Source organism: Hydrogenovibrio sp. JE_KL2 (assembly GCF_009296185.1).
In the GTDB taxonomy this organism is placed as follows: Bacteria; Pseudomonadota; Gammaproteobacteria; order Thiomicrospirales; family Thiomicrospiraceae; genus Hydrogenovibrio.
In genome coordinates, this window is sequence record NZ_WBJR01000003.1 from 283063 (window position 1) to 296017 (window position 12955).

Annotated in this window: 11 protein-coding genes; 9 read left to right on the plus strand and 2 right to left on the minus strand. The window is 43.3% G+C overall.

The annotated features are described in order from the left end of the window. Window positions 1-9 precede the first annotated feature (9 nt). Window positions 10-687: an energy-coupling factor ABC transporter permease gene (locus F8R13_RS07340; RefSeq protein ID WP_371414922.1), complete on the plus strand. Its 678-nt coding sequence runs from the start codon at window positions 10-12 to the stop codon at window positions 685-687. Window positions 688-731: 44 nt separating this feature from the next. On the opposite strand, the gene F8R13_RS07345 is transcribed toward F8R13_RS07340, so the two are convergent. Then, window positions 732-1067, minus strand: coding sequence for a hypothetical protein (locus F8R13_RS07345; RefSeq protein ID WP_152833103.1), 336 nt, complete (start codon window positions 1065-1067; stop codon window positions 732-734). 402 nt (window positions 1068-1469) lie between these two features. Between F8R13_RS07345 and guaB the strand changes: the two genes are divergently transcribed. The 8 genes from guaB to htpG all read left to right on the plus strand — a co-directional run bounded on the left by guaB (window position 1470) and on the right by htpG (window position 11666). Then, window positions 1470-2930 carry an IMP dehydrogenase gene (gene guaB, locus F8R13_RS07350; RefSeq protein WP_152833105.1) on the plus strand — a complete coding sequence of 487 codons (1461 nt, stop codon included), beginning with the start codon at window positions 1470-1472 and terminating at the stop codon, window positions 2928-2930. An 88-nt stretch (window positions 2931-3018) separates the two neighbouring features. After that, window positions 3019-4599 (plus strand): glutamine-hydrolyzing GMP synthase, encoded by a 1581-nt coding sequence (gene guaA / locus F8R13_RS07355; protein WP_152833107.1) that lies wholly within the window; start codon window positions 3019-3021, stop codon window positions 4597-4599. A 60-nt stretch (window positions 4600-4659) separates the two neighbouring features. Continuing rightward, on the plus strand, window positions 4660-5160 hold the full coding sequence (gene tadA / locus F8R13_RS07360; protein ID WP_256370044.1) for a tRNA adenosine(34) deaminase TadA: 501 nt from the start codon (window positions 4660-4662) through the stop codon (window positions 5158-5160). 96 nt (window positions 5161-5256) lie between these two features. Further along, a complete protein-coding gene (cheD, locus tag F8R13_RS07365; RefSeq protein WP_029912947.1) occupies window positions 5257-5832 on the plus strand; it encodes a chemoreceptor glutamine deamidase CheD in 576 nt (191 codons plus the stop codon). A gap of 11 nt (window positions 5833-5843) precedes the next feature. Then, a complete protein-coding gene (locus F8R13_RS07370; protein WP_172967728.1) occupies window positions 5844-7937 on the plus strand; it encodes a chemotaxis protein CheA in 2094 nt (697 codons plus the stop codon). Between the two features lie 34 nt (window positions 7938-7971). Further along, complete coding sequence (locus F8R13_RS07375; RefSeq protein ID WP_152833112.1) at window positions 7972-8538, plus strand: hypothetical protein; 567 nt, start codon at window positions 7972-7974, stop codon at window positions 8536-8538. A gap of 198 nt (window positions 8539-8736) precedes the next feature. Beyond that, window positions 8737-9627 (plus strand): hypothetical protein, encoded by an 891-nt coding sequence (locus F8R13_RS07380; RefSeq protein ID WP_152833114.1) that lies wholly within the window; start codon window positions 8737-8739, stop codon window positions 9625-9627. 146 nt (window positions 9628-9773) lie between these two features. Then, entirely contained in the window at window positions 9774-11666 is a 1893-nt protein-coding gene (gene htpG / locus F8R13_RS07385) for a molecular chaperone HtpG (protein WP_152833116.1), read from the plus strand. A 66-nt stretch (window positions 11667-11732) separates the two neighbouring features. On the opposite strand, the gene F8R13_RS07390 is transcribed toward htpG, so the two are convergent. Beyond that, window positions 11733-12725 (minus strand): 2-hydroxyacid dehydrogenase, encoded by a 993-nt coding sequence (locus F8R13_RS07390; RefSeq protein ID WP_152833118.1) that lies wholly within the window; start codon window positions 12723-12725, stop codon window positions 11733-11735. Between the last annotated feature and the right edge of the window lie 230 nt (window positions 12726-12955).

Consider the following 12955-nt stretch of genomic DNA (forward strand, 5'->3'; position numbering starts at 1 on the left):
TATTGAAAGGTGACGCTATTGAATTTATCTGATGGACATTTTTCTCCTTTATGGGTTGGCATTGGTTGGATACTTTTTGCACTGGCAATCATTTGGAGTATTCGAACAGCGCCATGGCATAAGATAAAGGGAGACTCCGAAGCTCAGCATGTTTTTATTGGAACAACGGTTATTCTGTTTTTTTTATGGATATCTAGTGCTTCAATTGGTGATGGGTTGAGTTTTCATGTGTTATTGGTTACGGCGGTTACCTTAATGTTTGGCCCCCAGTTTGCATTATTTGCAGCATCCTTGGCGTTGGTTGGTGTGACGTTAATGGGAAAATCCGGGGGGATGATGTTTGGTGTGAATGCGGTGCTGATGGCAGTTATTCCCGTATCCATCTCCTGGATTATGGCGGTGTTGGCATATCGATATCTAGAAAGGCATTTCTTTGTTTTTGTACTCTTTAATGCCTTCTTTGCCGCAGCAGCGAGCACTTTTGTTGCGCTTTTGTCAGCTGCAGCGGTCATGTGGCTGGGAGGTTTGCATGAAACGGAGAAGCTAACGCAATCGTTCTTGCCTTACATTCCAATGATGGTGATTCCTGAAGCCTTTGCCAATGGACTGGTTATCTTAACGTTGGTGATTCTAAAACCGCAGTGGGTGAGTTGTTTTGATGATGATGAGTTTTTGAAGGGGAAATAAAAAAACCGGCAAAAGCCGGTTTTTTTATTAATTTCTAACAATGATTACTTGTTAGGAATCCAAGCTGGTTGTAGATCAGCATATTTTTCCATCTGATTTACTTCAGCGTTAGCTGTTTTTAGTGCTTCTTGAGCAAGTTCCATTGCTTTTGCAGCATCACCTTTTTTCTTAGCTTCAGCAGCTTTAGCAAGGTAAGTGTCAACGTAAGGCAACTTCATTTTCTTTTGTTTCCAAACATTACCCATTTTTTTAGCTTTATCATGCTGAGCAGTTGCTTGAGCGACAACGTCATCATAAGACATTGATTTTGATGGCATGCTTGAACATGCACCTAGTGATAGTGTAGTGATGATAGCAGCACCAACAAATAGTTTTTTCATTCCGAATCCTCCAAGATAGATAGCTTAATTTATTTATTAAAAAGTTTTAAGCCGGTCTTATTCTAATCATAAATTTTCGTGATTTAAAGTAAAAATCATGAAATTTGCCCATAAAACATTTTTTAACAAATAAATGAATCTAATAACTTATTCAGTTTACCGGCAGGGTATCAACCCTATATAATGTACACTATTTTTTATTTAATAGTGTTGTCGCCTGGTTTTTGCCGACATTTTTGTATGATAAACCAAAGGATGGAGCTTTTCCTTATAAGGCTCTGGTTTTATCTATCAAATTTATATCGGCTGTTATAAATAGGTTCGATGACATAAAGGCACGTTCTGTTTTGACTTGTTTTTGAAACAGATTTAGAGGCTATATAAGTTGTAAGGTGAATTGGTATGCGTATTCTGCAAGAAGCACTGACATTTGATGATGTTCTATTGGTTCCGGCTCATTCAACGGTCTTACCTTCGGATGTAAGTCTAAAAACAAAATTGACAAGAAATATCGAACTGAGCATTCCATTTGTTTCAGCTGCGATGGATACGGTCACGGAAGCTAGATTGGCTATTTCAATGGCTCAAGAAGGTGGTATTGGTATTATTCATAAGAACATGACTGTTGAAGAGCAGGCGCATGTTGTAACCAAGGTTAAGAAATATGAGCATGGTGTTATCTTAGAGCCTATTACCGTTCAGCTAACAGATACTGTTGAGCAGGTTTTACAGAAAACTAAAGAAAACCGAGTATCAAGTGCCCCTGTTGTTGATGGAAATGACTTGGTTGGTATTGTTACCAGTCGTGATTTACGTTATGTCACCAATTTACAGAAACCAGTTTCTGAAATCATGACGCCAAAAGATCGTTTAGTCACCGTCAAGGAAAAAGAAGAACGTGAAGTGGTTATGGAGCTTCTTCATAAGCATCGTTTGGAGCGTTTGTTGGTCGTTGATGATGATTTCAATTTGAAAGGGATGATTACCGTTAAAGATATGGCGAAATCATCTGAGCACCCAAATGCTTCTAAGGACTCTAATGGTCGACTCAGAGTTGGTGCTGCAGTTGGTACTGGTGCTGACACTTCAGACAGAGTTGCAGCCTTGGTTAAAGCGGGTGTTGATGTGATTATTGTTGATACTGCTCATGGTCACTCACAAGGCGTACTTGATCGCGTTAAGTGGGTAAAAGAAAACTATCCTCAAGTTGATGTCATTGGTGGAAATATCGCAACAGCTGAAGCAGCTTTGGACTTGGTTAAGGCCGGTGCGGATGCGGTTAAAGTTGGTATCGGTCCTGGATCAATTTGTACTACTCGTATTGTTGCTGGTGTAGGGGTGCCTCAATTAAGTGCAATTTCCAATGTTGCAGAAGCTTTGGAGGGTACTGGTGTGCCTTTGATTGCTGATGGCGGTATTCGCTTCTCAGGTGATGTTGCCAAGGCGTTGGTCGCAGGCGCATCTGCTGTGATGCTAGGTAGTATGTTTGCTGGAACAGAAGAGTCTCCAGGTGAAGTGGAATACTATCAGGGCCGTGCTTATAAGTCTTACCGTGGTATGGGGTCGCTAGGAGCGATGTCTCAAAAGCAAGGTTCATCAGATCGTTATTTCCAATCTTCGAATGCTGCTGACAAGCTTGTGCCAGAAGGGATTGAAGGACGTGTTGCTTATAAAGGACCTTTGGCTCCAATTATCCACCAGTTGGTTGGTGGGGTGCGTTCTAGTATGGGGTATACTGGCTGCAAAGATATTGTAGAATTCAATACCAAGCCGCAATTTGTGCGTGTTACTGGCGCCGGTATGGCGGAAAGTCATGTTCATGATGTGACTATCACCAAAGAAGCACCTAATTACCGAGTGTAAACATTTTGGCAGCATCAAACTTCGGTTTGGCGCTGCTTTCAAATCTCAAACTCTTATCTCTTTATCGCTTAAGTGGAATTAATTACCTATGGCCGAACACAATATTCATTCAGACCGCATCTTAATCTTGGATTTTGGTTCTCAGTACACACAGTTAATCGCGCGTAGAATTCGTGAAATTGGTGTCTACTGTGAAGTGGAACCATGGGATGTTGATGATGAAGCGATTACCAGCTTCAATGCCAAAGGAATTATTCTTTCCGGCGGACCTGAAACCGTTATTGGTGATGATGCGCCAAAAGCACCAGAAGTTGTTTTTGAACTGGGGCTTCCGGTATTGGGTATTTGTTATGGTATGCAGACCATGGCAGAGCAATTAGGCGGTAAAGTGATTCATGCAGATGAACATGAATATGGCTATGCCCAAGTCAGAGCACGTGGTCATACCAAGCTGCTTAAAGATATTGAAGACCATGTCACGCCTGAAGGATATGGTATGTTGGATGTTTGGATGTCTCATGGCGATAGAGTGGATGTCATGCCGGAAGGGTTTGTTCTGATGGCTTCTACAGGCAACTGTCCAATTGCTGGAATGGCGAATGAATCTAAGAATTTCTATGGCATTCAATTCCATCCTGAAGTGACACATACCAAGCAGGGTGCGCGTATGCTTGAACGCTTTGTTGTTGATTTGTGTGGTTGTGAAAAACTATGGACAACGACAAACATTATCGAAGACAGTATCGCCCGCATTCGTGAGCAAGTTGGTGACGATGAAGTTTTATTGGGGCTTTCGGGGGGGGTAGATTCTTCAGTAGTTGCTGCGCTATTGCACAAAGCTATCGGCGACCAGCTGACTTGCGTTTTTGTGGATCATGGTCTGCTTCGTTACCAGGAAGGTGATCAGGTGATGGCAATGTTCGCTGAAAATATGGGTATCAAAGTTATCCGTGTTGGTGCTGAAGAGTATTTTATGAAGCAGCTTGAAGGCGAAGCGGATCCTGAAGCGAAGCGTAAAATTATTGGCCATGCGTTCATTGAGATGTTTGATCAGGAATCGGCGAAATTGACTTCTGTAAAATGGTTGGCTCAAGGCACGATTTATCCAGATGTAATTGAGTCGGCAGGTTCTAAAACAGGCAAAGCAAAAGTCATCAAGTCTCACCACAATGTGGGCGGTTTGCCTGAAGATATGAAGTTAGAGTTGCTTGAGCCTTTAAGAGAGCTTTTTAAAGATGAAGTTAGAAAGCTTGGTGTTGCGTTAGGATTGCCACATGACATGGTTTATCGCCATCCTTTCCCTGGTCCGGGTCTTGGTGTTCGTATTTTGGGTGAAGTGAAAAAAGAATATGCGGATATTTTGCGCTTGGCGGATCATATCTTTATCGAAGAGCTTCGCGCTGCAGATTTGTATGACAAAACCTCACAGGCATTTACAGTTTTCTTGCCTGTTAAATCGGTTGGGGTTGTTGGGGACGCAAGACGCTATGACTATGTCGTTGCATTGCGCGCAGTTGAAACGATTGATTTTATGACCGCTAGATGGGCGCACTTGCCTTACGATTTTCTGGAAAAGGTATCGAATCGTATCATTAATGAAATCCCTCGAATTACTCGAGTGACTTACGATATTTCAAGTAAGCCGCCGGCGACTATTGAGTGGGAATAATGCAAAGAGAAAGGATGTCTAACATCCTTTTTTTTCGCCAGTTAGAAAAGGTTAGTTTCATTGAGTGACAGTTTAGAACAAGACATTTTTTGGATGCACCGTGCATTAGAGCTAGCAAAGATAGCAGAGTCTCAAGGAGAGGTTCCTGTCGGCGCTGTTTTGGTTGATGACAATGGGTTGGTGGCTGAGGGTTGGAATCAAACAATACAATTACATGATCCTACAGCACATGCGGAAGTGGTCGCGCTACGTAACGCCGGTCAAAAAATTGAAAACTATCGAATGCCTGGCCTGACCTTGTATGTTACTTTGGAGCCTTGTCCCATGTGTGCAGGAGCGCTGGTTCATGGAAGAATCTCTCGTTTGGTGATTGCAACCGAAGACCCAAGGACCGGTGCAGCGGGTAGTTTGATGAATCTGGTTCAGCATCCTGAGCTCAACCATGAAGTGGAAGTTCAATTTGGTGTTTTAAAGGATGAAGCCAGTCAGCTGATAAAGCATTTTTTTAAGCAAAAAAGAGCGGCAGCTAAGGCGGAAAAACAAATCAACAAAAACGAATAGAGTTGCAACTAAGACTTGCCACCGCCGAGAATAAATGCGAGTATTGTCTTATAAAAATTTTAATTGTTTTCCATGACAAGATAGCCAAAAAATTCTATGCAAAAAAGCGTTGATCCAGCTGAAGGGATAACCACATATAAAATTCTTCCGGGGGAGTTCTATGTCACCAAGGAGAATGAGCGCATCGAGACTGTATTAGGTTCCTGTATTTCTGCGTGTGTTAGAGACCCAGTTACGGGTGTCGGTGGGATGAACCACTTCATGCTCCCCATGGACAAAAATGCAGCAGGCGCTTCAGAGCTATCCGACGCTAACCGTTACGGCAACTACGCGATGGAGAATCTTGTTAATGCGTTGCTCAACTTGGGGGCGAGGCGTGAAAGATTAGAGTTTAAGCTGTTTGGCGGTGGGCGAATTATGAGCTCAAAAACCAACATTGGTTGGTACAACATTGGCTTTGCTTTTGACTATATCTATACGGAAGGGTTTAAAATTGTTTCTCAAGATATCGGAGATGTCTACCCGAGAAAGATTTTGTACTATCCGACGACTGGAAGAGTGAGGGTGAGAAGGTTGAATGCTATGCACAATCAAACCCTGGCTGCGGAAGAAAGTCGTTATATTAATAATATTGGATCGAAACCTGTTGAAGGTGATGTCGAACTGTTCTGAGGAAGATGACTATGGATATGATGGAGACGTTTCGTCAAACTTATCTAGAAGAGAGTTTTGAAGGTCTGGATGTAATGGAAGCAGGTTTGCTGGAACTACCTCCAGGTGAACCTGATAACGAGAAAATCAATGAAATCTTCCGTGCTGCGCACTCAATCAAGGGCGGGAGTGGTACTTTTGGCTTTACCGAAATCATTGATTTTACGCACGTCTTGGAAACGCTTCTAGATGAAATGCGTGATGGTCGCCGCCAAGTCACCCAAGAAGCGAACGATGTCATGCTTCAAGCGGTTGACGTTCTACGAGACATGATGACGCGTTTGCAAAATCATGAAACCATCGACGAAGAGCGTGCTGCTGAAGTCCAAGCTGAGCTTGAACGTATTTTAGGGACCAGTGCAGACGGTTCTTCTGCGGAACCGGCTCAAGTAGTTGCCAGTGAACCTGTTGCTACGCAAGAGGCGGGGCAAGGTACTTGGAAAATTGAACTGATTCCAGAAACAGAATTGCTCCAAACAGGCAATGAACCTATCCGCATTTTTAGAGAACTTGAAACCTTGGGTTCTCTTAACGCCATCGTTGATGATTCTTCGTTACCTGACATCAACGATCTAGATCCTGAAAACCTCTATCTGAAATGGACGCTTGAGTTATCAGGCGACAATATTCAAGAAGACGATATTAGAGAAGTCTTTGAATGGATTGATGGAGATGGTGCTGAAATCAAATATCACAAGCCTGCAGTTTCTGTTGCCGCTTCAGAACCGGCACCTGCAGCTACTCAAAGTACCGTCCAACAAGAAGCTGTTCCTGCTGCGGCCGCTCCGGCGCCCAAGGTGGAAGCTGCTGCTGCGCCTGCAGCTAAGAAGGCCACTGCTGCTAAGGCGGTGGCACCGAAGCAAGACAGCTCTATTCGCGTTGACTTGAGTAAGATCGACCAAATGGTGAACCTTGTCGGTGAGTTGGTTATCACGCAGTCAATGCTTAGCCAGTTTGGAGAGCAAGCAGAACAGGGCGGAGACAATACCGAATGGGTTGATAAGTTGAAAGAAGGTTTGATGCATCTTGAAAGACATACGCGAGACCTTCAGGAAAGTGTCATGAACATCCGTATGTTGCCAGTAAGTTTTGCGTTCAATCGTATGCCGCGAATCGTTCATGATGTTAGCCAAAAACTTGGTAAATCAATTGAATTGGTAATGGAAGGTGAAGGTACCGAGCTGGATAAAACCATGCTGGAAGCCTTGACAGATCCATTGGTTCACATCGTTAGAAACTCAATCGACCATGGTATTGAAGCGCCGGATGTCAGAGAAGCGGCAGGAAAACCAGGAACTGGAACCGTTAAGATGGCCGCTTTCCACCAAGGTGGTAACATCCTGATTCAAATCACAGATGACGGTGCGGGAATTAACGCGGATAAAGTATATCAAAAAGCCGTTGAGAAAGGTGTTGTCGAAGAAGGGCAACATTTGTCTGAACAAGAGATTGTTGACCTGATTTTCCATCCCGGCTTCTCTACGGCTGATGTCGTGAGCGATATTTCAGGACGTGGCGTCGGTATGGATGTGGTGCGTCGAAATATTCGAGGGCTTGGAGGTTCTGTTGAGGTTAAAACTGAACTTGGTAAAGGCAGTATTTTTACCATTCGTCTACCTCTGACATTGGCTATTCTAGATGGTCAGCTTGCTAAGGTTGGTTCTGAAACTTATGTATTCCCGTTGGTATCCATTGTCGAATCTATCCAAGTTGATAAATCGCTTGTGAAAGGAATCGCAGGGCAAACCGAGCTTTACAAACTTAGAGACAACTATATTCCTGTTATTCGACTTCACGAGAAATTGGGTGTTGAAGATGCCAGAACCGATTTAGAATCGGGGCTATTGGTTGTGGTTGAGGATAATGGCGAAAGAGCCGGTATTTTCGTAGACGACCTTTTGGGTCAACAGCAAGTGGTTATCAAATCGCTTGAAAGCAACTACATGAAAGTCAACAGTATTGCTGGAGCAACAATCCTTGGGGATGGTACCGTATCTTTGATTCTGGATATTTCCGAAACCCTATCAGGGCATAAGGGTGGAAACATGCAGCATAGCGCTGCTTGATATGAATTGTAAAAAAATATAAAAAGAGAACTCTATGTCGTATGCACTTGGGGCGAAAGAAGTTCAAGAAACCATAATGGTTTTGAATTTATCTGTTGCTCAGATAGAATTATCAATCACCGATGGTGATAACTCTGTTAATACCTTGATCGATTCCTTTTCTTTTATGAGTAAGCATATTGAGGGAATCGAGGCTTCCAGCAGATTAATTGCTGAAATGGCTGAAGATATAGAAGGCATGGAAGAGCATAATGCATCTTTGTTATTGCAAACCAATGAGTTGGCGATGAAAATGCAGCAAGCCATTATTGCTTTCCAGTTTTACGATAAGTTGAGCCAAAGGTTGGATCATGTTTCTCAAGGTCTGTCTGGTTTAGCAGATATTGTCTCTCACGAAATGCATGCGCAGGATGAAGCTCAGTGGCAAGCTTTCAAAGAGAGCGTTCGTAAAGGCACGACTATGAAAGAAGAGGAAGAGTTATTTGAACTGATCTTCGATAAAGGGATGCCAGCTGAAGATGCGATTAACGAGATGAAAGAACGTATGCGCAATCGTATGCATGCCGAAGAGGAAGACGAGGAAGAAATCGAATTTTTTTGAGTTGGCACAAGCGCTTAATTAAAGAAACCGCAAGAATGCGGTTTTTTTGTGTCCGACTTTTTCAAGTAAGCGTATAAAGCGCTCTGTTGGCTTTACTGGCGCTTATTTGCACATAAATAATTTGAATTTTGAATTTACCAAGCTATTCCTCACAATAAGGCTTCTTTCATTAAATAATTATATTAGGGACAGGTAAACATGAAATTGAAATCTCTTTGGTCTGCATTGGCCATTTCAGCAGCGCTATTGGTTAGTTCTACCGCTGCAATGGCTGCTTCTTATATGCCATTCATTCTAGGTTCGACAACCTCAGATTCAGTGGAAGCGGCAGCAGATAAAGCAAAATCAGCTCTGACTGCAAATGGTTTTCAGGTGGTTGGTTCTTATAGCCCAACTGCAGATGTCCAAGTTGTTGTGGTAACCAATGATGCTTTGAAAGCGTTGGCAGCTCAGTCTAAAAATGGTGCTTTCGGCGCAATGGAAAGAGTGTCCATCGTAAAACGCGGTGGTAATACCGAAGTTTCTTATACCAACCCAACTTACATGTGGAATGTTTACAAAATGAAAGGGGATATTGCACCTATCCAAGCGGCAATGGAAAAAGCATTGGGTAACCAAGCAACTTTCGGTGCAGATGAAGCCTTGAGTGCAGGGGATTTGAGAGATTACCACTACAAATTCATGATGCCTTATTTTGATGATGTTGATGAGCTAGAAGATTATGATTCACATCAACAAGCGGTTGATACTATCGAGAAAGCATTGGCAGCTGGTAAAGCAGGTGTGACTAAGGTTTACCGTATTGATATTCCTGATGCAAAATCAACTGTATTTGGTGTGGCGATTTCAAAAGGAGAAGGTTCTGATAAAAACATCCTTTCACAAATCGATGGTTCAGGTCATTCACATGCAGCGCACTTGCCATATGAGATTCTAGTGGTTGGTGATAAAGCGATTGCCCTTAACGGTAAGTTCCGTATCGCAATCAACTGGCCAAGTCTATCGATGATGGGTTCAGGAAGTTTCATGTCTATCGCGAATGCACCCGATGAAATCAAAGACGCTTTGGAAAAAGTGGCTGATAAATAATCCGATTAGGATAGAAACCTAAAAAAAAGCGCAGTTTTCTGCGCTTTTTTTGTTTTTGGCTCTTGAAAAACACGCGATGACCCTTACTTAACTAAGAGCTTAAAAAACAATCATTGATGAAATCGTAAAATTAGGAGAACGATAGAATGAGTCATACCGAAACTCATGCCTTTCAAACTGAAGTCAATCAGCTATTGAAGCTGATGATTCACGCCCTTTACAGTAATAAAGAAATCTTTTTGAGAGAGTTGGTCTCTAACGCTTCCGATGCTTTGGATAAGTTGAGATTCGAGTCGGTTTCTAATGACGCCTTGACCGAAGGTGAGTCAGAGCTTTCCATTTTGGTTGATTTTGATAAAGATGCGCGTACCGTGACGATTTCCGATAACGGTATCGGCATGACGCGTGACGAGGTTATTGCCAACATCGGTACGATTGCCAACTCAGGAACGAAGAAATTTTTGGAAAACCTGTCAGGTGATCAGGCAAAAGACAGTCATTTGATCGGACAGTTCGGGGTTGGATTTTATGCATCCTTTATTGTTGCAGATAAGGTCACGCTGAATACCCGTAGAGCAGGCGATGATAAAGCGAATGGAACACGATGGGTATCAGATGGTGAAGGCGAGTACACGCTGGAAACCATCGAGAAAGAGACCAAGGGTACCGAAATCATCCTGCATTTGAAAGAAGACATGGATGAGTTCCTGAGCGACTTCCGCCTGAAAAATATCATCACAACCTATTCTGACCATATCAACTTCCCGATCAAGATGTGGAAGGAAGCGTTGGATGATGAAGGCAAACCAAACGGTGAAAAGTCACTGGAGCAGGTCAACAAGGCGACTGCGATTTGGACCCAACCAAAGTCTGAATTGACAGATGAAGAGTACAACAACTTCTATCAAACTCTTTCACATGATTTTGAAAACCCGTTGACGACCCTTCACAACAAAGTCGAAGGAACATTGGAATATACCTCTTTGCTGTATGTGCCAAAACGTGCGCCATTTGATTTGTATGACCGTGATCGTCGTTATGGGTTGAAGTTGTATGTAAAACGCGTATTCATTATGGATGACGCTGAAAACCTATTGCCGGCTTACTTGCGCTTTGTCCGCGGTGTGATTGATTCTAATGATCTGCCTTTGAACGTTTCGCGTGAAATCCTGCAAAGCAACAAGGTGATCGATAAGATTCGTTCAGCATCCGTCAAACGTGTGTTGGATAGCTTGGAGAAAATGGCAAAGGCGGAAGACCAAACCGATTTCAATACTTTCTGGGATCAGTTCGGTAACGTCATGAAAGAAGGGGTCATCGAAGATTACGCCAACAAAGAAAAGATTGCCAAGCTGTTAAGATTTACCACAACGCACGAATCTTCAACACAAGAGCAACGTGTCTCTTTGCAAGACTATGTAGACCGTATGAAAGAAGATCAGCAAGCGATCTACTTCATTACCGGTGATAGCTATGCAGCGGCGTCAGGTAGCCCTCACCTTGAGATGTTCCGTAAAAAGGGTATTGAGGTGTTGTTGTTGACTGATCGCATTGACGAGTGGTTAGTGGCGCATTTGACTGACTTTGACGGCAAGCAATTGAAGTCCATCACGTCTGCTGACTTGAAAGAGTTTGAAGCGGAAGATGAAGCGGACTTGACCGAAGAAGATAAAAAAGCTCGTGAAGCCATTACTGAAAAGGTCAAAACGGCGATTGAAGACTTGGTTTCTGATGTGCGTATTACGCATCGTCTGACGGATTCTCCAGCTTGCGTCGTGAGTGCCGAAGGCGATATGTCTGCACACATGGCACGTATCATGGAGCAGATGGGGCAGGCTATGCCTAAGCAGAAACCCGTTCTTGAGTTGAATCCGACGCATCCTCTAGTGAAGAAACTCGAGAAAATCGATGCAGAAGACAAGGTCAAAGAATGGTCATTGTTCTTGCTTGAGCAAGCACAGTTAGCTGAAGGCGATCAATTAGAACGCCCGGCAGACTTCATCAAGCGTATGAATACTTTGTTGGCGGAAGTCATTTAAGACGCTGTCTTGTGAAGTAAAAAGGGCTCCTTGGAGCCCTTTTTTTATGTCTTAGCGGGTGAAATGTTATTTCACTTGGTTGCCTGTCAATACCGTTTCTTCTTTGAAACGTTTCAGATTATCCAACGTCGTCTCAACGATATGGCATAACGCTTCTTTGGTGTAAAAGCCTTGATGCGCTGTGACCAGTACATTCGGGAACATTAGCAGGCGTTCAAAGAGGTCGTCTTGAATGATTTGTTCAGAACGGTCTTCAAAAAACAAATCCGCTTCCTGCTCATAAACATCAATGCCCAGATAACCGATTTGACCTGATTTCAATGCGTCAACGACTGCGCTGGCATCCAATATGCCTCCACGGCTGGTATTGATAATCATCACGCCCGGTTTCATCTTGGCAATGGATTGCTCGTTGATAAGATGATGGGTTTCTTTGAACAAGGGCACATGCAATGAAATGATGTCCGCCTTTGTATAAAGTGTGTCCAAATCCACATACTCCACACCAAGACCGAGGACTTCAGGGTTCTGTTTTACATCGTAAGCCAACACTTCCAGCCCAAGGCCTTTCAGAATGCGCGCCATGTGATAACCAATATGCCCGGTACCCACCACGCCAGCGGTTTTTTGGAACATATCGAACCCGAGCAAACCTTCCAATGAGAAGTTGCTGTCGCGAACACGGTTATAGGCTTTGTAGGTTTTGCGGTTCAAACTCATCATCATCGCCAAGGCATGTTCGGCAACCGCCATTGGAGAATAGTCGGGAACACGCAGTACCGTCATGCCGTATTGGTTTGCAGAGGCTATGTTCACTTGGTTGAAACCGGCACAACGCAGTAGAATCAAACGAATGCCATAGTCATGGAGTTTGGCGATCACCTTATCCGTCACATCATCATTCACAAAGACACAAACAGCGTCATAGGGTTGTGCCAAGGCAACGGTTTTTTCCGATAAATGATGCTCAAAGTAGTCGATTTCCACATCGTAGTTGCCCTTGGCAGAATCAAACAAGCGTTTATCGGTTTTGGTGGTGCTGAAAAAAGCCAGTTTCATGAGTATTCTCCGGTGCGTCTATGATGTAGGGGGTGTTGGTTGTCGTTTCAAGGTGCTTTATGATTTCTTATTAAAGCAGTTTTTGATGACAACGCCCAGCGTTAATCTTAATTTGGTGGCAGTAAAATACCCCAACCTGGTAGATTTTATTCGCTTGTTATTCACGTCACAAAGGCGTCACTTTTATCGTTTAAAATAATCCGATATTTGATTCTAAGTTGTCCCCAGTG

What these genes read in the sequence shown, in the direction of transcription:
- F8R13_RS07345 (WP_152833103.1), bottom strand. Translation starts at nt 1,067, where the DNA reads ATGAAAAAACTATTTGTTGGTGCTGCTATCATCACTACACTATCACTA.
- guaB (WP_152833105.1), top strand. Translation starts at nt 1,470, where the DNA reads ATGCGTATTCTGCAAGAAGCACTGACATTTGATGATGTTCTATTGGTT.
- guaA (WP_152833107.1), top strand. Translation starts at nt 3,019, where the DNA reads ATGGCCGAACACAATATTCATTCAGACCGCATCTTAATCTTGGATTTT.
- cheD (WP_029912947.1), top strand. Translation starts at nt 5,257, where the DNA reads ATGCAAAAAAGCGTTGATCCAGCTGAAGGGATAACCACATATAAAATT.
- F8R13_RS07370 (WP_172967728.1), top strand. Translation starts at nt 5,844, where the DNA reads ATGGATATGATGGAGACGTTTCGTCAAACTTATCTAGAAGAGAGTTTT.
- F8R13_RS07375 (WP_152833112.1), top strand. Translation starts at nt 7,972, where the DNA reads ATGTCGTATGCACTTGGGGCGAAAGAAGTTCAAGAAACCATAATGGTT.
- F8R13_RS07380 (WP_152833114.1), top strand. Translation starts at nt 8,737, where the DNA reads ATGAAATTGAAATCTCTTTGGTCTGCATTGGCCATTTCAGCAGCGCTA.
- htpG (WP_152833116.1), top strand. Translation starts at nt 9,774, where the DNA reads ATGAGTCATACCGAAACTCATGCCTTTCAAACTGAAGTCAATCAGCTA.
- F8R13_RS07390 (WP_152833118.1), bottom strand. Translation starts at nt 12,725, where the DNA reads ATGAAACTGGCTTTTTTCAGCACCACCAAAACCGATAAACGCTTGTTT.